The sequence below is a fragment of the Pseudomonas sp. H3_E04 genome (genome assembly GCF_054668915.1).
The window spans coordinates 5,870,324-5,890,527 of sequence record NZ_CP162797.1 but is presented as its reverse complement, the minus strand read 5'-3'; the positions used below and the strand labels follow the sequence as shown (position 1 = coordinate 5,890,527).

General features: G+C 60.0%; 21 protein-coding genes and 1 tRNA gene. 6 read left to right on the top strand and 16 right to left on the bottom strand.

Translation table 11 applies throughout. From position 1 onward, the window contains the following. The 6 genes from AB4N53_RS26475 to dapA all read right to left on the bottom strand — a co-directional run. The coding region (locus tag AB4N53_RS26475) for a chromate transporter (RefSeq protein ID WP_460145082.1) at positions 1-888 on the bottom strand (888 nt) is incomplete at its 3' end. 119 nt (positions 889-1,007) lie between these two features. After that, positions 1,008-1,097 (bottom strand) — tRNA-Ser (locus AB4N53_RS26470). An 84-nt stretch (positions 1,098-1,181) separates the two neighbouring features. Then, positions 1,182-1,895, bottom strand: coding sequence for a phosphoribosylaminoimidazolesuccinocarboxamide synthase (gene purC / locus AB4N53_RS26465; protein ID WP_016771262.1), 714 nt, complete (start codon positions 1,893-1,895; stop codon positions 1,182-1,184). Positions 1,896-1,923: 28 nt separating this feature from the next. Beyond that, the gene (locus AB4N53_RS26460) at positions 1,924-2,685 is read right to left on the bottom strand and encodes an MBL fold metallo-hydrolase (RefSeq protein ID WP_024012002.1); all 762 of its coding nucleotides are present in this window, start codon (positions 2,683-2,685) and stop codon (positions 1,924-1,926) included. Between the two features lie 6 nt (positions 2,686-2,691). Continuing rightward, positions 2,692-3,807: an outer membrane protein assembly factor BamC gene (gene bamC, locus AB4N53_RS26455; RefSeq protein WP_460124929.1), complete on the bottom strand. Its 1,116-nt coding sequence runs from the start codon at positions 3,805-3,807 to the stop codon at positions 2,692-2,694. Between the two features lie 17 nt (positions 3,808-3,824). After that, positions 3,825-4,703 (bottom strand): 4-hydroxy-tetrahydrodipicolinate synthase, encoded by an 879-nt coding sequence (gene dapA / locus AB4N53_RS26450; protein WP_129998904.1) that lies wholly within the window; start codon positions 4,701-4,703, stop codon positions 3,825-3,827. Between the two features lie 328 nt (positions 4,704-5,031). Here dapA and AB4N53_RS26445 point away from each other — a divergent pair, with 328 nt between their 5' ends. Together AB4N53_RS26445 and AB4N53_RS26440 are read left to right on the top strand one after the other, a co-directional pair. After that, positions 5,032-5,592, top strand: a complete 561-nt coding sequence (locus AB4N53_RS26445; protein WP_039760908.1) for a glycine cleavage system transcriptional repressor — start codon at positions 5,032-5,034, stop codon at positions 5,590-5,592. 10 nt (positions 5,593-5,602) lie between these two features. Next, on the top strand, positions 5,603-6,076 hold the full coding sequence (locus tag AB4N53_RS26440) for a peroxiredoxin (protein WP_041478861.1): 474 nt from the start codon (positions 5,603-5,605) through the stop codon (positions 6,074-6,076). A 120-nt stretch (positions 6,077-6,196) separates the two neighbouring features. Here the strand turns inward: AB4N53_RS26440 and AB4N53_RS26435 are convergent, their stop codons facing one another. Continuing rightward, positions 6,197-7,267 carry an AI-2E family transporter gene (locus tag AB4N53_RS26435; RefSeq protein WP_016771268.1) on the bottom strand — a complete coding sequence of 357 codons (1,071 nt, stop codon included), beginning with the start codon at positions 7,265-7,267 and terminating at the stop codon, positions 6,197-6,199. A gap of 32 nt (positions 7,268-7,299) precedes the next feature. Continuing rightward, positions 7,300-7,539, bottom strand: coding sequence for a sulfurtransferase TusA family protein (locus tag AB4N53_RS26430; RefSeq protein WP_016771269.1), 240 nt, complete (start codon positions 7,537-7,539; stop codon positions 7,300-7,302). 98 nt (positions 7,540-7,637) lie between these two features. Here AB4N53_RS26430 and AB4N53_RS26425 point away from each other — a divergent pair, with 98 nt between their 5' ends. Next, positions 7,638-9,071 carry a M48 family metalloprotease gene (locus tag AB4N53_RS26425; protein WP_024011999.1) on the top strand — a complete coding sequence of 478 codons (1,434 nt, stop codon included), beginning with the start codon at positions 7,638-7,640 and terminating at the stop codon, positions 9,069-9,071. A gap of 79 nt (positions 9,072-9,150) precedes the next feature. Here AB4N53_RS26425 and AB4N53_RS26420 read toward each other — a convergent pair whose 3' ends face one another. The 4 genes from AB4N53_RS26420 to rpoE all read right to left on the bottom strand — a co-directional run bounded on the left by AB4N53_RS26420 (position 9,151) and on the right by rpoE (position 12,966). After that, complete coding sequence (locus AB4N53_RS26420) at positions 9,151-10,584, bottom strand: DegQ family serine endoprotease (protein WP_460124922.1); 1,434 nt, start codon at positions 10,582-10,584, stop codon at positions 9,151-9,153. A gap of 208 nt (positions 10,585-10,792) precedes the next feature. Next, positions 10,793-11,758, bottom strand: a complete 966-nt coding sequence (locus tag AB4N53_RS26415) for a MucB/RseB C-terminal domain-containing protein (protein WP_460124919.1) — start codon at positions 11,756-11,758, stop codon at positions 10,793-10,795. An 8-nt stretch (positions 11,759-11,766) separates the two neighbouring features. Then, positions 11,767-12,354, bottom strand: a complete 588-nt coding sequence (locus AB4N53_RS26410) for a sigma-E factor negative regulatory protein (protein WP_008077804.1) — start codon at positions 12,352-12,354, stop codon at positions 11,767-11,769. Between the two features lie 30 nt (positions 12,355-12,384). Then, positions 12,385-12,966, bottom strand: a complete 582-nt coding sequence (gene rpoE, locus AB4N53_RS26405) for an RNA polymerase sigma factor RpoE (RefSeq protein WP_003172477.1) — start codon at positions 12,964-12,966, stop codon at positions 12,385-12,387. Between the two features lie 557 nt (positions 12,967-13,523). On the opposite strand from rpoE, the gene nadB reads away from it, so the two are divergent. After that, positions 13,524-15,140, top strand: a complete 1,617-nt coding sequence (gene nadB, locus AB4N53_RS26400) for an L-aspartate oxidase (RefSeq protein ID WP_460124916.1) — start codon at positions 13,524-13,526, stop codon at positions 15,138-15,140. Here nadB and AB4N53_RS26395 read toward each other — a convergent pair. Together AB4N53_RS26395 and AB4N53_RS26390 are read right to left on the bottom strand one after the other, a co-directional pair. Next, entirely contained in the window at positions 15,109-15,561 is a 453-nt protein-coding gene (locus AB4N53_RS26395) for a protein YgfX (RefSeq protein ID WP_460124913.1), read from the bottom strand. The genes nadB and AB4N53_RS26395 overlap by 32 nt on opposite strands. Beyond that, complete coding sequence (locus AB4N53_RS26390; RefSeq protein ID WP_460124910.1) at positions 15,545-15,799, bottom strand: FAD assembly factor SdhE; 255 nt, start codon at positions 15,797-15,799, stop codon at positions 15,545-15,547. Before AB4N53_RS26390 ends, AB4N53_RS26395 begins: the two co-directional genes overlap by 17 nt. A 150-nt stretch (positions 15,800-15,949) precedes the next feature. On the opposite strand from AB4N53_RS26390, the gene ygfZ reads away from it, so the two are divergent. Both ygfZ and AB4N53_RS26380 read left to right on the top strand, forming a co-directional pair. Continuing rightward, positions 15,950-16,891, top strand: a complete 942-nt coding sequence (gene ygfZ / locus AB4N53_RS26385) for a CAF17-like 4Fe-4S cluster assembly/insertion protein YgfZ (RefSeq protein WP_460124907.1) — start codon at positions 15,950-15,952, stop codon at positions 16,889-16,891. 34 nt (positions 16,892-16,925) lie between these two features. After that, on the top strand, positions 16,926-17,747 hold the full coding sequence (locus AB4N53_RS26380) for an HDOD domain-containing protein (RefSeq protein WP_460124904.1): 822 nt from the start codon (positions 16,926-16,928) through the stop codon (positions 17,745-17,747). Between the two features lie 99 nt (positions 17,748-17,846). Here AB4N53_RS26380 and AB4N53_RS26375 read toward each other — a convergent pair whose 3' ends face one another. Together AB4N53_RS26375 and AB4N53_RS26370 are read right to left on the bottom strand one after the other, a co-directional pair. Next, on the bottom strand, positions 17,847-19,232 hold the full coding sequence (locus tag AB4N53_RS26375; RefSeq protein ID WP_460124901.1) for a sensor histidine kinase: 1,386 nt from the start codon (positions 19,230-19,232) through the stop codon (positions 17,847-17,849). Continuing rightward, positions 19,225-19,896 (bottom strand): response regulator, encoded by a 672-nt coding sequence (locus tag AB4N53_RS26370; RefSeq protein ID WP_034153139.1) that lies wholly within the window; start codon positions 19,894-19,896, stop codon positions 19,225-19,227. The genes AB4N53_RS26375 and AB4N53_RS26370 overlap by 8 nt, the downstream gene beginning before the upstream one ends. Between the last annotated feature and the right edge of the window lie 308 nt (positions 19,897-20,204).

Genomic DNA, 20,204 nt, shown 5'->3' with positions numbered 1-20,204 from the left:
CGGGGTCAGCCAGCCGTAGTGACCGACCGCACCTTGATAGACATAGGGCAGCACCGCATAAGCTCCACCGAAGGTGAGCAGCGCTGCCTTGGTGAAGAACCAGCTCATCTGCGTCAACGTGCCCTGCCAGCCGAATAGCGCGGTCAACACGCCCATCGGCAACGCCCACAGCGCGGCGCCAATCACGGCGAGCGTGGCCAGTTTCGTCCAGCTGAAACGGGCATGGGCCGGAGTTGGCGTATCGTCGTCGATCAACGCTGGGCCGAAAGACTTCTTCGCCGCATTATGTCCGCCGGCCGTGAATTTCTCCGGTGCCAGGCGACCGCCGAAATAGCCAATCACCGCCGCACCCAGCACGATCAACGGGAACGGCACATTGAACGCAAAAATCGCCGTAAACGATGCCGCCGCAATCGCCCACAGCCAATTGTTCTTCAGCGCCCGCGAACCGATGCGATGCGCCGCCTGCACGACGATGGCCGTCACCGCAGGCTTGATCCCGTAAAACAGCCCGGCCACCACCGGCACTTCACCGAAGGCGATATAGAGCCACGACAGGAAAATCAGGATGAACAGCGAAGGCAACACGAACAACGCCCCGGCCACAATCCCGCCCCAGCTTCGATGCATCAACCAGCCAATGTAGGTCGCCAACTGCTGCGCCTCAGGCCCGGGCAGTAACATGCAATAGTTCAAGGCATGCAGAAAACGCCGCTCGGAAATCCAGCGCCGCCGCTCGACCAGCTCCTGGTGCATGATCGAAATCTGCCCGGCCGGCCCGCCGAAACTGATAAAGCCCAGCTTCAACCAGAACCAGAACGCCTCGCGCAGACTCACGGCCTGCGACCTAGCATCGTCATCACCCGCCAACGGCTGAACTTCACTCATCGAGCTGTTCCTTTATGCAGTCGGCAGGTTGTACCCGAAAAGCGTAACGAACAAAACGCCAGAAACGAAAAAGCCCCCGTAATCAGCAATGATTACGGGGGCTTAGTCTTGTTCAATAATGGCGGAGAGATAGGGATTCGAACCCTAGGTACCGGTGAAGGTACAACGGATTTCGAATCCGTCCCATTCGGCCACTCTGGCATCTCTCCAACGGCGCGCATCATAACAACACTTTCGTTGGTTGCGAACCCCCCAAACGAAATTTTTTCCGTGCTATCAGATGCTTGCGTCGATTAAAGCGGTACGCCCAGACGAGCGGCGACTTCTTCGTAGGCTTCGATGACATCACCGAGGCCCTGGCGGAAGCGGTCCTTGTCCATCTTCTTCTTGGTGTCCTTGTCCCACAGACGGCAGCCGTCCGGGCTGAACTCGTCGCCAAGGACGATGGAGCCGTCGCTGAACACGCCGAATTCAAGCTTGAAGTCGACCAGCAGCAGGCCGGCGTCGTCGAACAGTTTGCTCAGGACTTCGTTGACCTTGAGCGACAGTTCTTTCATGCGTGCCAGTTGCTCGGCGGTGCCCCAACCGAATGCCACGACGTGAGATTCGTTGATGAACGGGTCGCCCTTGGCGTCGTCCTTCAAGAACAGTTCGAAGGTGTACGGGTTGAGCTTCATGCCCTCCTCGACGCCCAGACGCTTGACCAGGCTGCCGGCGGCGTAGTTACGCACGACGCACTCGACCGGGATCATGTCGAGCTTTTTCACCAGGCATTCGTTGTCGCCCAGCAGTTTGTCGAACTGGGTCGGCACGCCGGCCGCTTCGAGCTTCTGCATGATGAAGGCATTGAACTTGTTGTTCACCATACCTTTGCGATCAAGCTGTTCGATGCGCTTGCCGTCGAACGCCGAAGTGTCGTTGCGAAACAGCAGGATCAAGCGGTCAGCGTCGTCGGTCTTGTAAACCGATTTGGCTTTGCCGCGGTAGAGTTCTTCACGTTTTTCCATGATGGGCTCCGCTTGCTAAGTAGGTGGGCTAGGCGATGTGACGCCAGTCGAGCCCTGAATCTTGATCGGCCAGTTGCAGCCAGTCCGGGTCGCACCCGAGGGTGTCGACAAAACATTGCCGGGCCAGCTGCGGCAGGTTGTTCTTGCTGCTCAGATGGGCCAGGACCAGGTGTTGCAAGCCCTGCCAGCCCAACTCGGCCACCAGGAATGCCGCCTGATGGTTGTTCAGATGTCCGCGTTCGCCGCCCACCCGCTGCTTGAGAAAGTACGGGTAGTGACCACGGGCCAGCATATCGCGGCAATGGTTCGACTCGATCATCAATGCATCGAGGTCCCGATAGCCGTCCAGCACCCGCTCGCAGAACGATCCCAGGTCGGTCAGCAGGCCGAAGCGCCGCTGTTCCTGATCGCTGAAAACGTACTGGGTCGGCTCTTGCGCGTCATGGGCCACGGCAATGACCCCGACGTTCAGTGCGCCAATCTGCAGTTGCTCGCCGCCGGCCAGAAAGCCCGCCGGTTCCAGCGGTTTGCGCATCCCGCGCAGCGTGCCGCGACTGAGGTAGACCGGCAGATTGTAGCGCCGAGACAGCAAACCCACGCCATGCACGTGGTCGGCATGTTCGTGGGTCACAAGTATCGCGCTCAGTTGCGCCGGGTGCACACCCAGGCGCAACAGACGTCTTTCGGTTTCCCGCAGGGAAAAACCACAATCCACCAGCACGTACGTATCAGCACTGGCGATCAGCGTGCCGTTCCCTTGGCTACCGCTGCCGAGAACGGCAAAACGCATATCGGATCAGCCCAGGTTGTCCTGAATCACGCTCAACACTTTACGCGCGACATCGGCCGGTGCGACGGTGTTGATGTTCTTTTCGACGGTGACCTGGATGTTCTCGCCCACCTTGCTCAGGCGAACCTGATAACGCTCGGCGCGGGCTTCGACTTCTTCCTTGCTCGGCGCGCTGCCGAACAGACTGCTGAGGAAGCCAGGCTTGTCGTCTTTCTTTTCGGCTTTTTCGGCCAGGTTGATGTAGTACAGGCCCAGACTGCGGTTGATGTCTTCAACGCGCCATTCGCCCTGTTCCAGCGCACGGCCGACGCTCGACCAGGCGCGATCCAGATCGGTACCGACGTTCAACACCGGGTTGCCGCTACCGTCTTCGCTGAGGCTGACGCGGCTCGGCGCATCGAAATCACGCGAGGCCAGCATCGACACCGAACCGCCCTTCTCGGAAGTACGGCTCATGCTCGCGAGCATGTCGTCGACCAGCGCAGCGTCCAGGCCAGTGTTGACCGAACGGTTGGTGAAGGCCACGTCGGCAGTGCTGCCGGCAGGACGTTCGGCGCTGACCACGTAGATTTCACTGGTGTTGCGCTGCACGCCCGGCTCGATGCGTACACGCACGCGGGTCTCGCTATCGCTGGCGATACCGGCCGCGCTCAGGCGCTTGGCCATCGAAGCGGACAACTCGTCGGAGTGCTGCCAGGTGGTGGTGAATTCACCGGTCTGCGGACGCTGTTCATCCAGACGGAAACCGTTGTCCTGGAAAAACTGCAGCGCCACTGGCCAGACTTCGGCCGGTGGGTGCTGGGCCACGACCCAACGCGTATCACCGCTCTTCTGCAGCGAATAATCCGTGGCATCGGCAACCGCCGACAACGGTTGAGGACGCGGAACAATGTATTCGCCCGTCGCGGTGTCATCGGCCACGTTGCGCGGGATCGGCAACAGCGGATCGAGACGCTTGGCAGTGCTTACATCCGGAGGCAATTGCATCGGTGCAGTCTGTTGCGCTTGCAGGTAATCGCTTCCACGGTCGCGGAAATAACCTTCCGGCCCCCAGACCCATCCGCAGCCACTGGTGCTGGAGATAATCAAGGCAAGTGCGGAAAGTCCGGCCATTCGCTTCATGCGTTGTACTTCCTCAATTAAACCAGGACGCTGCACTGGCGCAGGGCCGTGCGCAGCGTTTCATGACAAGGGGTGCTCAGCCAGGTCAGTGGCAGGCGGATGCCTTCGTGCATCAGGCCCATTTCTACCAGAGCCCACTTCACCGGAATCGGGTTGGCTTCGATGAACAGGTCCTTGTGCAGCGGCATCAGTTTTTCGTTGATTGCGCGTGCGGTATCGGCGTCGCCTTTCAGCGCGGCCTCGCACAGGTCAGCCATTTCGCGCGGGGCGACGTTGGCGGTGACCGAGATGTTGCCTTTGCCGCCCAGCAGGATCAGCTCGACAGCGGTCGGATCATCGCCGGACAGCACGATGAAATCCTTGCTCACGCCATCGATGATTGCTTTGGCGCGCTTGAGGTCGCCGGTGGCTTCCTTGATGCCGATGATGTTCGGCACGGTGGACAGGCGAATCACCGTCTCGGCCTGCATGTCGCAGGACGTGCGGCCGGGAACGTTGTAGAGAATCTGCGGAATGTCGACCGCTTCAGCGATGTGCTTGAAGTGCTGGTACAGGCCTTCCTGGGTCGGCTTGTTGTAGTAAGGAACCACCAGCAGGCAGGCATCGGCGCCGGCGGCCTTGGCATTGCGGGTCAGCTCGACGGCTTCGCGGGTCGAGTTGGCACCGGTGCCGGCGATGACCGGGATGCGCCCGGCAACCTGTTTGACCACGGCTTTGATGACGGCGATGTGCTCTTCTACATCAAGGGTGGCCGACTCGCCGGTAGTACCGACGGCGACGATGGCATGGGTGCCGTTCTTGAGGTGGAAGTCCACGAGTTTGCTGAGGCTGTCCCAGTCAAGACGCCCTTGTGCATCCATGGGAGTGACCAGTGCCACCATACTGCCCGCAATCATGAAACCGCTCCTGCCGGAAAAAGAGAGCGGTAATGGTACTGGCGCCAAGATGCTTGCACAAGCGAAGTACTGCGCCGCCGCCATTCCCCTTGGCGCCGCTTTTCGCTACCCTTCAGACTTTGATCGGTACAGATCAGCTTGTACGCCGGGTTTCAGCCTCCCCTTTCGGCCTCCCAGGCCCCGTTCCTGCGTCGCATCGACGCGCTCCCGCACAGTGGAGCGAGCCGCGAACGCTGGCCGGGGCTCTTTATACGGACCGCCAGAACAGGCACACCCGGCCACCAACGCCCGTCAACCTACCGACCGCTCATCGCTTTAGGAATGCTGCATGTCCACCCCCACAGTTCGCGAACAATTCCTTGTCATCAGTGCCCTCGGCGCCAACCCCATGGAGCTGACCAACGTCCTGTGCCGCGCCAGCCATGAAAACCGCTGCGCCGTCGTCACCTCTCGCCTGACCCGCCACGGCGAGTGCAGCGCCCTGGTGCTGGAAATTTCCGGCAGCTGGGACGCCCTCGCGCGCCTCGAAGGCAGCCTGCCATTGCTGGCCAAGCGTCACGCTTTCACCGTCAACGTGGTGCGCAGCGCCGCTCTGGAAAATCGCCCACAGGCTCTGCCTTACGTGGCTTACGTCAGCTCGGCGTATCGCCCGGACATCATCAATGAGCTGTGCCAGTTCTTCATGGACCACAACGTCGAACTGGAAAACCTCACCTGCGACACCTATCAGGCGCCACAGACCGGCGGCACCATGCTCAACGCCACGTTCACCGTGACCCTGCCGGCCGGTACCCAGATCAGTTGGCTGCGCGATCAATTCCTCGACTTCGCCGACGCGATGAATCTGGATGCGCTGATCGAGCCTTGGCGCCCACAAAACCCAATGTAAGGAAGCTTTCATGGCCGTTGTCATCGACCAACCGGTTGCGGATTTCACCGCGCCTGCGACCAGCGGGCAGACCGTCAGCCTGTCCGAACTCAAGGGCAAGCAAGTGGTGATCTACTTCTACCCGAAGGACAGCACCCCGGGATGCACCACTCAGGGCCAGGGATTTCGCGATCAATATGCGGCGTTCAAGGCTGCCAACACCGAAGTCTTCGGCATTTCCCGCGACAGTTTGAAGTCGCACGAAAACTTCAAAGGCAAACAGGAATTCCCCTTCGAACTGATCAGTGACAAGGACGAAGCGGTTTGCCAGCTGTTCGACGTGATCAAGCTGAAGAAGCTGTATGGCAAGGAATACCTGGGCGTTGATCGCAGCACTTTCCTGATTGATAAGGACGGTGTGCTGCGTCAGGAGTGGCGTGGTGTGAAAGTGCCGGGGCATGTTGATGCAGTGCTCGCGGCGGCTGAGGCTCTGAATAAAGCCTGATGGTTCTGTTGAGTCTTTAAAGACCCCTTCGCGAGCAGGCTCGCTCCCACAATTGAAATGTAATCACTGTGGAAGCGAGCCTGCTCGCGAATAGCCTCTCTGCAAAATCCGGATCAACCGCTAAAGCAACGGCGCCACCACCGGCTCCTTGCGCGGCCACGCATCCAGCACAGCCTTGAACAGCGTCGCCAGCGGGATCGCAAAGAACACACCCCAGAATCCCCACAACCCGCCAAACAACAACACCGCGCAGATGATTGCCACCGGATGCAGATTCACTGCTTCCGAAAACAGCAACGGCACCAGCACGTTGCCGTCCAGCGTCTGGATGATTCCGTAGACCGCCATCAGGTAGATGAACTGATCGCTCCAGCCCCACTGGAACAGCGCAATCAGCAGCACCGGCACGGTCACCACTACTGCACCGACATACGGCACCACCACTGACAACCCCACCAGCAACGCCAACAGCGCCGCGTAGTTCAGGCCCAACGCAATGAAGGCGATGTAGGTCACGCCGCCACAAATCACAATCTCGATGCCTTTGCCCCGAATGTAATTGGCGATCTGCCGGTTCATTTCCTGGGCGACACGGGTAATCAGGGCGCGCTCGCGAGGCAGATAGCCGCGCACCCACTCACCGATCATCGCCCGATCCTTGAGGAAGAAGAACACCAGAATCGGCACCAGCACCAGGTAGATCATGATGTTCACCAGCAGTGGCAAACTCGACAACGAGAAAGTCAGTGCCCACTGACCGAACTTGCCAATCTCGCCCCGCGCCGCCTCGATTGCTTGCAAGACCTGCTCGTCAGACACCAGATGCGGATAGCGCTCCGGTAATAGAAGTAGCAGCGATTGCCACTTGGCGAGCATGCCTGGCAACTCGTTGAACAGCGTGATCAATTGATGCCATAACAGCGGCAGGACCACGACGATAAACAGCATCAGCGCGCCCATGAACAGCGCAAACACCAGCCCCACCGCCACGCCGCCCGGCACGCGCAGCCGCTCGAGCGTCACCACCAGGCCCTGCATCAGATACGCCAGCACCATGCCCGCCAACACCGGCGCAAGCATGCCGCCGAGGGTGAGCACGGCGGTGAAGGCGAGAAACAGCAGCACTGCCAGCACCACGGCTTCTTCATCGGAGAAGTAGCGCTGAATCCAGTCGCGTAACACTTTGAACATCAATAATCCCTTCGATTGTTAACGCGCTCGCGTCAGGCTTTTTTCAACCAGTAACGGTAGACGCCAGCCTCGTCTTCTTCGCGCAACAGCGCATGACCGGCCAATTTGGCAAAGGTGCGGAAGTCGCGTTGCGAGCCGGCATCGGTAGCGATGACCTTGAGTACAGCGCCGCTTTGCAGTTTATTGAGCTCCATTTTTGCCTTTAGCAACGGCAACGGACAGTTCAGGCCACTGGCGTCCAGTTCCACGTCGTGGGCTACAGCGTCAGTCATTGCGTCACTCCGGTTCGGGTTGTCGAGCTGCCTAGAATATCTGGTCGCGGCTTCGGTGTCCGGCTACAGTAAGGTCTTTGTCCTCCAAGGCTTTGTGCATGACTTTTCTGCGCCCTACCCTGCTGACGCTCGCTTGCCTGCTCGCCTCACCAGGCTTTGCCGACGATCTGCCGTCACTCGGCGACGCCAGCTCTGCCATTGTCTCGCCGCAACAGGAATACCAGCTCGGCCGTGCCTGGCTGGCCATGCTGCGCAGTCAGGTTTCCCAGCTCAACGATCCGCAACTCAAGGATTACGTCGAATCCAGCGTCTATAAACTGGTGGAGACCAGCCAGGTCTCCGACCGACGTCTGGAATTCATCCTGATCAACAGCCCGCAACTCAACGCCTTCGCTGCACCGGGCGGCGTAGTCGGGGTCAACGGCGGCCTGTTCCTCAATGCGCAAACCGAAGGTGAATACGCCTCGGTGCTCGCCCACGAATTGGCGCATTTGTCGCAACGTCACTTTGCTCGCGGGGTGGAAGCCTCACAAAGAATGCAGGTGCCGATGATGGCCGCGTTGCTGGCCGGCATTGTCATTGCGGCGGCCGGCGGCGGTGATGCCGGCATCGCCACCATCGCTGGCACCCAGGCTGCGGCGTTGCAGGAACAACGGCGCTTCTCGCGACAAAACGAACAAGAAGCGGATCGCATCGGCATCCTCAACCTGGAAAAGGCCGGCTACGACCCGCGTTCGATGCCGACCATGTTCGAACGCCTGATGCGCCAGTACCGCTTCGACGCCAAGCCGCCGGAATTCCTCCTGACTCACCCGGTCACCGAATCGCGTATCGCTGACACTCGCAACCGCGCCGAGCAGGCGAAACCGGGCGGCATTGAAGACAGCATGCGCTACCAGTTGATCCGCGCGCGGGTGCAGTTGATCTACGAAGAAACCCCGGGGCTGGGCGCCAAGCGTTTCCGCGCCCTGCTCGATGAAAACCCGAAAAACGATGTCGCGCGTTACGGCCTGGCCATCGCGCAAATCAAGGGCGGCCAGCTCAACGAAGCGCGAGAGAACCTGAAGCAGTTGTTGGCCAAGTCGCCGAACGAGATCATTTACAACCTCGCTCAGGTCGATCTGGACATTACCAATAATCGTCTGCCTGATGCGCAATCGCGGGTCGACCGCATGCTCACGCAGTTCCCGGGCAACTATCCGTTGAATCAGGTGCGGGTCGATCTGCTGCTGAAACAGAATCGCGCCGCCGATGCCGAGAAGGCGTTAGACAGTTTGCTCAAATCCCGCCCGGATGATCCGGACGTCTGGTACCAGGTTGCCGAAACTCGCGGCCTGTCGGGCAATATCATCGGTCTGCATCAGGCGCGCGCCGAGTACTTCGCACTGGTCGGCGATTACCGTCAGGCCATTCAGCAGCTGGACTTCGCCAAGCGCAAGGCCGGCAACAACTTCCCGCTGTCCTCGCGCATCGATGCCCGCCAGCGCGAACTGATGGAGCAGGAGCGCATGGTCAAGGACATGATGGGCTGAGTTTTCCAGCAAGACAGAAGCGGTAGACATAAAAAAACCGCCTCTTTCGAGGCGGTTTCTTTTTTACCTTGCTGCTGGCTTATTCAGCCAGTTTGAAGGTGATGAAGCTGGCACGGCCCTGACGCAGCACGCGCATCGACACAGAACGGTTCTTCGGCAACGCTTTGGCGATGTCTGTGAACTCCTTGGCCGAGCCGATGGCCTGGTTGTTCAGGTGCGTGATCACATCACCCGGTTGCAGACCGATCAGGGCCGCAGGACCGTCCTGCACTTCCTTGATCACCACACCACCTTTGAGGTCGTAGGTTCTCTTCTGCTCGGCGGTCAGTTCACCGACCGCAACACCGAGACGGTTGCTGCTGCTTTCAGCGCCGGATTTCGGCAGCGCGTCCAGCTCTTTGTCTTCGTCCGGGATCGCGCCGACGGTCAACTCGACGTTCTTGCGCTTGCCTTCACGAATCACTTCCAGATTGGCTTTTGCGCCAGCCTTCAGCGCGCCGACCAGATGCGGCAGATCTGCGGACATGACGATCGGCTGACCGTTCATGCTCAGAATCACGTCGCCAACCTGCAGGCCGCCCTTGGCCGCAGGACCGTCATCCTGGATCTGCGCAACGAGGGCGCCGGCCGGCTTGTCCAGGCCGAACGACTCGGCCAGGTCCTTGTTCACTTCCTGAATGACCACGCCCAGCCAGCCACGGCTGACTTTGCCACCGCTCTTGAGCTGGTTGGAAACATCCATCGCCACGTCGATCGGGATGGCGAACGACACGCCCATGAAGCCACCGGAGCGGGTGTAGATCTGCGAGTTGATGCCGACCACTTCACCGTTCAGGTTGAATAGCGGACCACCGGAGTTGCCCGGGTTGATCGGCACGTCGGTCTGAATGAACGGCACATAGTTTTCGTTCGGCAGGCTACGACCGACGGCGCTGACGATGCCTTGGGTCACGGTGTGGTCAAAGCCGAATGGCGAACCGATTGCCACCACCCACTGGCCGGCCTTCAGGTCTTGGGATTTGCCGAGCTTGAGCACCGGCAGATCCTTACCTTCGATTTTCAGCAAGGCCACGTCGGAACGGGGGTCAGTGCCGACCAGCTTGGCTTTCATCTCACTGCGGTCAGCCAGACGAACGAGGATTTCGTCGGCATCGGCGATCACGTGGTTGTTGGTGAGGATGTAGCCATCCGGCGAAATGATGAATCCCGAGCCCAGCGATTGCGCCTCACGCTGGCGGCCGTCGCCACGCGGCGAGCGCTGCTGAGGCGGCATGCCACGCTCGAAGAATTCACGCAGCATCGGTGGCAGGCCTTCCAGATCCGGCATCTGCTGATTCACGCGACGGTCCGGCAGTTTCTGCGTGGTACTGATGTTCACCACCGCGGGCGACGCTTGTTCGACCAACTGGGTGAAATCAGGCAGATCGGCCGCTTGCGCAGCGGGGACCGCCTGACCGAGCAACAGCACGGTGGCGAAGATGGAAAGATAAGACTTCAAACTTGGTATCGACATACAGCTCCCGTTACGACGAGCAGGGTTAAGCGATATGGAGCAAAGGAACACCGGAAACCACAGACCGGCATTTTTGTTCCGGGAACAACAAACAAGGCCAGAGCCGTGAGGCTCTGACCTATAAAAAATTTTCAGGGGTTTTGCAAATGAAAATGCTCAGCAAACATTTCGACGTCTCGACGACGAAGTGGAAATGACTGAAATCAGCTCACTGCTTGCTGGTCGCAGCGCCATCGTTGTTACGCATCGATAGAGCGATTCGTTCGGCGGTGCCGATCGGAATTTCGCCGACCACCGTGACCATCATTTCACCTTGCGGCGTGGTCAGGCGACGGGATACCGCGACGGTCGGGCCCAACTGAGTACGGGTGTCGGTGACGGTTGCACCGTTCAAGGGTTCAAGGAACACCGAGAAACGCGCCAGACCATCGTCATACATCAGGCTGCTGACCTGGGTCTTGGTCTGCGCATCCTTGTGCGAACTGCTGCTGGTCAGCTCGAAGCCCGGCGGCAGCCAGTCCGAACGCCAGTTCTGCACGGTCTTGGCTGCAGAAGCCTTGTCGTTGCCGATGTTGATCGGCTTGCAATCGGCGTCCGCCAGCAAATCCTTGTCCGACGGAATTTCATCAGTGTCGAGGCTGGTGAACTGAAAACGCTCAAGCAACTGACCTTTATCGTTCAACAGCAACGACTTGAGCGGCAATCCGGTCATCTTGTCCAGATGCAGCTCGAAACCGTAGCGATGCTGATCACGAGGCGTCAGCGCCACAATCACTGCATCACGGCCGGCCACGCGCGACTTGCCAATGACGGCAAGGTCATACCAATTCTTCAGCTTTTTGGGATCCAGCGCACGGGCGGCAGCGTTGGGTGAGTCACCCAATCCCGCAATCAGGGTGCCGCTGACGCATTGAGTACGTCCATCAATGCGCACGACTTCCTGAGCCGAGCCGTCGAGCTGCAATAACCGCTCGCGGACCTGGCCATTCTGGACACGATGCCAGATGTTGTGCGTGGAAAAACTGCCGTTGCGCTCGTAAACGAAAGTACCGTGGAAGCTTTGCTGCTGCTCGGCCTGGCCCAGACGGGTCAACCAGTCCTGGGCCTCGTCAGCGTGGGCTGGAACGATGAACCAGCCACTGAGCAGAAGCGAAAGTAGAGGGATGGCGCGCATGATCCTCCTTAACGGTTTTCCAGGCTTGCGGCACGTGCGTATGGCAGCGCGCTTTCAGTTCCCTTGAGTGCAGCCTGCTGAGCGTGCTGACGCAGGTAGCCTGGCAGACGCTGATCATGCCAGCCTGGCTGACCTTGCAGAACGCCGTTAGCCATAGGGCCAGTCGCTTCCGAGCTTTCGCTGTAGCCTGCCAGAACTGCCGGCCCCTTGACCTGTGGAGTGGCCAGAGTTGGCTGATTCGACTGCTGAGCCAGTTCAACACCAGCTATTTCGTCCTGATTGTACAGACGAACACCGGCCAGAACGGCCACGGTTACCGAAGCGGCAACAGCGAGGCGGCCCAGGTTACGCCATGGGCTGCGGGATACTTTGGCCGGAGCCGTTTCGTCTTCCAGCGCAGCAGACACTGCCGCAGCGATATCCAGACGCGGAAGCAGCAGATCCTTGTGCATGGCTGCCCGAGCGATCTGGTAACGAGCCCAGGTCTCACGGGTATCAACATCATCCAGTGCACTGAGCACTCGACGCAATTCCAGTTCGTCCGCTTCGTTATCCATCACTGCGGACAGCGATTCCTGCAGGGCTTCACGACTCATGGCGTTCCTCTCTTGGCTGTCGCCGCTGTCTCAGTTTTCCTGCAACAACGGTTGCAGGGCTTTGTCGATGGCCTCCCGAGCGCGGAAAATCCGGGAGCGCACGGTACCCACCGGACATTGCATGACGCTCGCAATGTCCTCGTAACTCAGACCATCGAATTCACGTAAAGTTAAAGCCGTACGCAAATCCTCTGGCAGTTGCTGGATGGTTCGATGGACAGTGCCTTCGATCTCATCCCGCAGCAATGCACGTTCCGGTGATTCGAGATCCTTGAGGCCGTGATCGCCATCGTAGAACTCCGCATCCTCTGAACTTACATCGCTATCCGGCGGCCGACGGCCGCGGGAAACCAGGTAGTTCTTTGCCGTGTTAATGGCAATACGGTACAGCCACGTATAAAACGCACTGTCACCGCGGAAATTTCCAAGTGCCCGATACGCCTTGATAAAGGCTTCCTGAGCAACGTCCTGGGCTTCATGGGTGTCGTGCACAAAACGCACGATCAACCCGAGAATTTTGTGCTGATATTTCAGCACCAGCAGATCGAAAGCTCGCTTGTCGCCACGCTGAACGCGTTCGACCAGCTGCTGATCCTCTTCCTGGGTTAGCATGAACACTCCTCGATAAGCCCGGAGGAGACTTGCATTACTAAACGACCAGACTTGCAAACATAGACTCGGGCTTTTCGCAAAAGTTCTCCCCCTCCAAGCAAGTTTCCTGCGGGCTCTGATTTGGCACGCACGAAAAACGCAGCGCGGGATAAACCGGCTGCGCGAATAATCTTGTTATCGGTTTCGCCGGCAGGAATCCAAACGCAGATTCCGCACTGAAGCCGACACTGTCCGTGGTTTCTGGCACCGTCTATTGATCTTGGCCCTTTGGCAAAAGTTCCAATTATTTATAGCCGTACCCACCTGACATTGCGCAACCGTGGGCGGAAAAGTCTGTTTCAGCGCCGATACAGGTGTCTTTTCCCACACCTGCAAAAAAAATCTTCCGACGAAGCACAGCGCTTTTTACCGCGCAGTAGTCTCACAATGCCATCTGGGCCCGGCTATTGTGCCGCCCAACCCCTCTATATACTAGTGGGCTGTGTGGCTGTCTTGACTCGCCGATCCAGCTGTCTTGCGCCAACCCCGACCCGGGTCGCTTTGAGCGGAATCCTGAAATGAGCCAACAGTTCCAACACGATGTTCTGGTGATTGGCAGCGGTGCTGCCGGTTTGACTCTCGCTTTGACCTTGCCCGGTCATCTGCGCATTGCCGTATTGAGCAAAGGCGATCTCGCCAACGGTTCGACATTCTGGGCCCAGGGTGGCGTCGCTGCGGTGCTCGACGATACCGACACTGTCGAATCCCACGTCGACGACACGCTCAACGCTGGCGGCGGTCTTTGCCACGAAGACGCGGTGCGCTTCACCGTCGAGCACAGCCGCGAAGCCATTCAGTGGCTGATCGATCAGGGCGTGCCGTTTACCCGTGACGAACAATCCGGCACCGAAGACGGCGGTTTCGAATTTCACCTGACCCGCGAAGGCGGCCACAGCCATCGGCGGATCATCCACGCAGCCGACGCCACCGGCGCTGCGATCTTCAAAACCTTACTGGCCCAGGCCAAGGAGCGCGAGAACATCGAACTGCTGGAACAGCGCGTCGCCGTCGATCTGATCACCGAACGCCGCTTGGGCATGGACGGCGATCGTTGCCTCGGTGCCTATGTGCTGAACCGCGCCACAGGCGAAGTCGATACCTACGGCGCACGTTTCGTGATTCTGGCATCGGGTGGCGCGGCCAAGGTCTACCTTTATACCAGCAACCCCGACGGCGCCTGCGGTGACGGCATCGCCATGGCCTGGCGCTCCGGCTGCCGGGTGGCGAATCTGGAATTCAACCAGTTCCACCCGACCTGCCTGTATCACCCGCAAGCCAAAAGCTTCCTGATCACCGAAGCCCTGCGTGGCGAAGGCGCGCATCTGAAGCTGCCCAATGGCGAGCGCTTCATGTATCGCTTCGACAAACGCGCCGAGCTGGCGCCTCGTGACATCGTCGCGCGGGCCATCGACCATGAGATGAAGCGCCTGGGTGTCGACTGCGTTTATCTCGACATCAGTCACAAGCCAGAATCGTTCGTCAAAAGCCACTTCCCGACTGTTTATGAGCGCTGCCTGGGCTTCGGCATCGACATCACCAAGCAACCGATCCCGGTGGTTCCCGCCGCGCACTACACCTGTGGCGGCGTGATGGTCGATCAGCACGGGCGCACCGACGTGCCCGGCCTCTATGCTATCGGCGAAACCAGTTTCACCGGTCTGCACGGCGCCAACCGCATGGCCAGCAACTCGCTTTTGGAATGCTTCGTTTATGCCCGCTCGGCGGCGGCGGACATTCTCGCGCAGCTGGATCATGTCGCGGCGCCAAGCGCCCTGCCCGCCTGGGACGCCAGCCAGGTCACCGACTCGGATGAAGACGTGATCATCGCGCACAACTGGGACGAATTGCGCCGATTCATGTGGGACTACGTTGGCATCGTGCGCACCAACAAGCGCCTGCAACGGGCGCAGCACCGCGTGCGTCTGCTGCTGGACGAGATCGATGAGTTTTACAGCAACTATAAAGTCAGCCGCGACCTGATCGAACTGCGCAACCTGGCGCAAGTCGCCGAGCTGATGATCAGCTCAGCCATGGAGCGCAAGGAAAGTCGCGGGCTGCATTACACCCTCGACTACCCGGATCTGCTGCCCGAAGCGCTCGACACTATTCTGGTGCCGCCCACCTACGCCGGCTGAACTTGAGCCGCACTCGCAGGCGTCGGTGCAGATCCGCCGCCTGCGAGTCACGTGGCACGCAGATCGACCTGACCCGCCGCTCACCGCGCAAACGAAAGCGCAACACCACGATCAGCGGCAGCGCCAGGCTGTCCGGGCGCAGTTGCACCGCTTGCCAGCCTTGCGCCTGATTCCATAACTGCCAGCCATCGCCGTCGCGCCGTAATCCGCAGAATGCTTTCGGATGACTCAGCAGAATCTGCCGCGGAATCACCCAGAAGCCATGCAACAAACAGCCGAAAAACCCAGCCATACTGGCCCAGAGCGGAATCGACAGCAGAAATACAGAACCCGTGGCGAATGCCTGGGCCAACAGATACGCCGCCAGCAACTGCCGTGAGGCATGCCAGCGGCATTCGAACGTGTTACTTGGGCTGGACACGATCCAGAATCATCCGGACCATGCGTTGCAACTCGGGATCTTCCGACTCGCTGCGCTCCATGAACCAGCCGAACATGTCCTGATCCTCACAGGTCAGCAACCGCACGTACAGATCGCGATCCACTTGATTCAACGTCGTGTAAACCTCCTGCACGAACGGCACCAGCAACACGTCAAGCTCAAGCATGCCGCGACGGCTGTGCCAAAAGAGGCGATTCAGTTCAACTTGTTCGACCATGGAGCCCTCCTCGAATTTGCCCGGCAGTATACAGCCCCGGCTCGGGCCGAACAGTCGGCTTTGGTCGGGCACCCCTGATCCTTTATCAACTACCCATTTCAACCCTGCCCCCTTATGATGTGCCCCAGTCTATTTACCCTGCGATGACCCATGGCCGATTCTGCTTTTTTCTGCACCCTGTCTCATGAAGGCGTACTCGCGGTTCGCGGTGCGGACGCCGGAAAATTCCTGCAAGGCCAGTTGACCTGCAATATCAATTACCTGAGCGACACCCGCGCCAGCCTCGGCGCCCGCTGCACGCAGAAAGGCCGGATGCAGTCGAGCTTCCGTATTCTGCTCGAAGGTGACGGCGTGGTGATGGCGATGGCCAGCGAGCTGCTCGAGCCGCAACTGGCCGACCTGAAAAAGTACGCAGTGTTCTCCAAATCGAAACTGACCGATGAAAGCGCCGCCTGGGTGCGCTTCGGTCTGGAACATGGCGACGCAGCCTTGAACAGCTTCGGTCTGGCACTGCCTGGCGAAACCGACAGCGTTGTGCGTAATGAAGGCCTGATCGCAATTCGCGTTTCGCCCGATCGCGCCGAGCTCTGGGTACCCGCCGCTCAGGCGCAAAACATCCAAAGCCAGTTGTCCACCACACTGCCCGAGGGCGGGCTGAATCAATGGCTGCTGGGCCAGATCCGCGCCGGTATCGGTCAAGTCATGCCTTCCACCCGCGAGCTGTTCATCCCGCAGATGCTCAATCTGCAGGCGGTCGGCGGCGTGAGTTTCAAGAAAGGCTGCTACACCGGCCAGGAAATCGTTGCGCGCATGCAGTACCTGGGCAAGCTCAAGCGGCGCCTGTACCGCTTGCGTCTCGACGCGGCCGAGTTGCCGGAGCCCGGCACTCAACTGTTCGCACCCAGCCACAACAGCTCGATCGGCGAAGTGGTGCTGGCTGCCAATGCCGAGGGAAACATTGAACTCCTGGCCGTGTTGCAGGCCGAAGCTGCCGAAGCCGGTGATTTGCGTCTGGGCGCCCTCGAAGGCCCCGCGTTGCACGTGCTCGACCTGCCTTACGAACTGGATCGCGACCGCGAAATCCAGCGCTGATCGCAGCATTGTTGCAAGACCCTAGAGAGTCCAAATGAGCGAACTGGCGGAAAAGGTCCAAGAGGATTTGGCTGCGGCCATCGATAACGATGACCTGGTTCTGCCAACGTTGCCGGAGGTGGCCCTGCAAATTCGCAAGGCCGCCGAAGATCCGGAAGTCAGCGTCAGCGATCTGAGCAAGTTCATCGGTCGCGACGCCGCGCTGTCGGCGCGCCTGATCAAAGTGGTCAACAGCCCGCTGCTGCGCGCCGCGCAGGAAGTCACCGACCTGCACACCGCCATTACCCGCTTGGGCATCAACTACAGCAGCAACCTGGCGATCGGTTTGGTGATGGAGCAGATCTTCAACGCCCGCTCCGAGGTGGTCGAACAGAAGATGCGCGAAGTCTGGCGCAGCAGTCTGGAGATCGCCGGCGTCAGCTATGCGCTCTGTCGTCGCCACACACAGCTCAAGCCGGATCAGGCGGCACTCGGCGGGCTGGTGCATCAGATTGGCGTGTTGCCGATTCTGACTTACGCCGAAGACCACAATGAACTGCTCTCGGATGCGGTCAGCCTGACCCATGTGATCGAGAAAATTCATCCAGTGCTGGGCGAAAAGTTGCTGCGGGTCTGGGAATTTCCCGAGCGCCTGGTGCAACTGCCGTTGCTCTATGAGGATTTTAAACGCGACTCGGCCCGCATCGATTACGTGGACGTGGTGCAAGTCGCGAACCTGTACTGCCGCAAGGGCACCGATCATCCGTTTGCGCGAATTGATCCGCTGAGTGTGCCGGCGTTCAGAAAGCTGGGGATTGACCCGGAGAACAAGCAATTTTGCGCGGATCTGGAAGAATCGCGGTCGATGTTCTACTGATCCGGGACCGAGGCGCGGCTTTCGCAAGCACGCTCGCTCCCACATTGAAAATGCATCGCTGCAGTGGGAGCGAGCCTGCTCGCGAAGAGGACACCACCATCACCCGGCAATAAAACTGACCCGCACCTTCAATCCCGCCTGCTCACCATCATGCAAAGTGATCTGCGCCAGATGCGCGCGGCAGATCTCACCGACAATCGCCAACCCCAGGCCTGAACCGGCGACCTGCTGATTACGCCGGTAAAATCGCTCGAACACCCGATCACGCTCGTGCAGCGGAATCCCCGGCCCGTCGTCCTCAACCTCAAGCACCGCCGGGGCCGTCACCCGCAAAATCACATTGCCGCCCGGCGGCGTATGCGCCAGCGCGTTGTCGACCAGATTGCTCAGCAGTTCATTAAGCAGGGTCGGTTCGCCGCGCAGCCAAACCGGCTCGTCCGCTTCCAGCGCCAGCGCCACGCCGCGCTTGTGCGCCAACGGCGCCATGGCCATGCCCAGTTCACGTGCCAGCTGACTCAGATCGAGCAATTGCGCGCCGCCCTCGGCGATCGCCCGCGCACCGTTTTCAACGCGGGCCAGCGACAGCAGTTGATTGGCCAGATGGGTCAGGCGATCGGTACTTTGTGCCGACGATTCGAGGGTGGAGCGCCAAGTCTCGGCCTCGGTTGAACGCAGGCCCAGCTCCAGCCGCGCCTTCAGCGCCGCCAGCGGCGTGCGCAACTCGTGAGCGGCATCGGCGATGAACTGCGCTTGCCGTTCGAACTGGCCGCGCAGGCGCTCGGTGAAATGGTTGAGTGCACGAACCAATGGCCCGAGTTCATGCTGCACTTCCACCAGTGGCAGTGGCCGCAAGTCGTCGGGCTGGCGTTCCTCAACAGCGGTTCTTAACCGCTCCAGCGGGCGCAACGCCGCGCTGACTGCAAACCACACCAGCAACAACGCGCCCACGGCCAGCATGCCCAGACGCAACAAGGTATCGGCGGCAAGGCTACGCGCCATGCTGACCCGCGCTTCGTCGGTTTCGGCCACGCGGATTTCCGCCATGCCGTTCATGTTCGGCTCACTCACGGCTTTGAGCAGGCTGACCACGCGTACGTTCTGCCCGTTGTACTTCGCGTTATAAAAACGTGCCAGCGCCGGATAGCTGTCGGTGCGTGGCGTGCCGGGCGGCGGTCCGGGCAGATTTTCGTAGCCGGAAATCAACGTCTGATGAATGTCGTTGACCTGGTAATAGATGCGCCCGGCGCTGTCGTAGGCGAAAGTGTCCAGCGCCACGTAAGGCACGTCGGCGCTGAGGCTGCCATCGCGCTGCGACAATCCCGCCGCGATAGTCCGTGCCGAGGCCAGCAGCGTGCGGTCATAGGCGGTATCGGCAGCTTCGCGACCGTTCCAGTAAGCGCTCAAGCCACTGGCGAGCATCAGCACCACCAACAACCATCCGAGGTTCCACAGCAAGCGCCAGCGCAGGCTGCTGGGCTTATGCATCACGGCTTTCCAGCAGATAGCCGAGGCCACGGAAGGTCACGATGGCCACGGGCTGACCGTCGAGTTTCTTGCGCAAGCGGTGCACGTAGATTTCGATGGCGTCGGGACTGGCTTCTTCGTCGAGGCCGAATACCTGCGCGGCCAGTTGCTCTTTGCTCATCACCCGCCCCGGTCGCGCGATCAACGCTTCGAGAACGGCTTGCTCGCGCGAAGTCAGGGTCAGCAGTTCTTCGCCGAGGGTGAAGCGCCGCGTATCGAGGTCGTAAGCCAGCACGCCACAGCGCTGCTGACGCTCGCCGCCCAGGACACTGCGGCGCAACAGGGCTTTGACCCGCGCCTCCAGCTCGGTGAGTTCGAACGGTTTGGCCAGGTAATCGTCAGCACCGAGATTGAGCCCATGCACGCGATCTTTCACGTCGCTGCGCGCGGTCAGCATCAACACCGGCAGGTTCTTGCCGCGAGCGCGCAGCCGCGCCAGCACCTCGAAACCGTCCATGCGCGGCAGGCCGACATCGAGGATCGCCACGGCGTATTCCTCGCTGCCCAAGGCCAGGTCAGCGGCCACGCCATCGTGCAACACATCCACGGTCAGACCGGTGCTCTTGAGCGCCTGAGCCACGCTTTCGGCCAGTTGCAAATGGTCTTCGACGAGCAGGACACGCATGGATTTGTACCTCGTTCAGGGTTGGCCGACGCCGCGCTTTGCCGCGGAGTTTACAGCCGCAACCGCCGCTGTGAAGCCCGAAAACCGTGAAAGACAACTGAAAGGTTGTTGAAAGGTTAGCCGGTTAGAGTCGGCCCACGGACAGTTTCGACTGTCGCCGCTGCCGCCACACAGCGCAACGAAAAACGCCACGAAGCGTTTTCGACTCATAAGAACAATAACGGAGTACCCCAGCATGCCGTCCATGCGCACCGAGGCTGTAATGCCTGCTCGCCTTGCTCGATTCCACCCTTGCACTGTCGGTTTCT

Coding starts and splice junctions, on each gene's coding strand:
- purC (WP_016771262.1), bottom strand. CDS start 1,895: ATGGAAAAACGTGAAGAACTCTACCGCGGCAAAGCCAAATCGGTTTAC.
- AB4N53_RS26460 (WP_024012002.1), bottom strand. CDS start 2,685: ATGCGTTTTGCCGTTCTCGGCAGCGGTAGCCAAGGGAACGGCACGCTG.
- bamC (WP_460124929.1), bottom strand. CDS start 3,807: ATGAAGCGAATGGCCGGACTTTCCGCACTTGCCTTGATTATCTCCAGC.
- dapA (WP_129998904.1), bottom strand. CDS start 4,703: ATGATTGCGGGCAGTATGGTGGCACTGGTCACTCCCATGGATGCACAA.
- AB4N53_RS26445 (WP_039760908.1), top strand. CDS start 5,032: ATGTCCACCCCCACAGTTCGCGAACAATTCCTTGTCATCAGTGCCCTC.
- AB4N53_RS26440 (WP_041478861.1), top strand. CDS start 5,603: ATGGCCGTTGTCATCGACCAACCGGTTGCGGATTTCACCGCGCCTGCG.
- AB4N53_RS26435 (WP_016771268.1), bottom strand. CDS start 7,267: ATGTTCAAAGTGTTACGCGACTGGATTCAGCGCTACTTCTCCGATGAA.
- AB4N53_RS26430 (WP_016771269.1), bottom strand. CDS start 7,539: ATGACTGACGCTGTAGCCCACGACGTGGAACTGGACGCCAGTGGCCTG.
- AB4N53_RS26425 (WP_024011999.1), top strand. CDS start 7,638: ATGACTTTTCTGCGCCCTACCCTGCTGACGCTCGCTTGCCTGCTCGCC.
- AB4N53_RS26420 (WP_460124922.1), bottom strand. CDS start 10,584: ATGTCGATACCAAGTTTGAAGTCTTATCTTTCCATCTTCGCCACCGTG.
- AB4N53_RS26415 (WP_460124919.1), bottom strand. CDS start 11,758: ATGCGCGCCATCCCTCTACTTTCGCTTCTGCTCAGTGGCTGGTTCATC.
- AB4N53_RS26410 (WP_008077804.1), bottom strand. CDS start 12,354: ATGAGTCGTGAAGCCCTGCAGGAATCGCTGTCCGCAGTGATGGATAAC.
- rpoE (WP_003172477.1), bottom strand. CDS start 12,966: ATGCTAACCCAGGAAGAGGATCAGCAGCTGGTCGAACGCGTTCAGCGT.
- nadB (WP_460124916.1), top strand. CDS start 13,524: ATGAGCCAACAGTTCCAACACGATGTTCTGGTGATTGGCAGCGGTGCT.
- AB4N53_RS26390 (WP_460124910.1), bottom strand. CDS start 15,799: ATGGTCGAACAAGTTGAACTGAATCGCCTCTTTTGGCACAGCCGTCGC.
- ygfZ (WP_460124907.1), top strand. CDS start 15,950: ATGGCCGATTCTGCTTTTTTCTGCACCCTGTCTCATGAAGGCGTACTC.
- AB4N53_RS26380 (WP_460124904.1), top strand. CDS start 16,926: ATGAGCGAACTGGCGGAAAAGGTCCAAGAGGATTTGGCTGCGGCCATC.
- AB4N53_RS26375 (WP_460124901.1), bottom strand. CDS start 19,232: ATGCATAAGCCCAGCAGCCTGCGCTGGCGCTTGCTGTGGAACCTCGGA.
- AB4N53_RS26370 (WP_034153139.1), bottom strand. CDS start 19,896: ATGCGTGTCCTGCTCGTCGAAGACCATTTGCAACTGGCCGAAAGCGTG.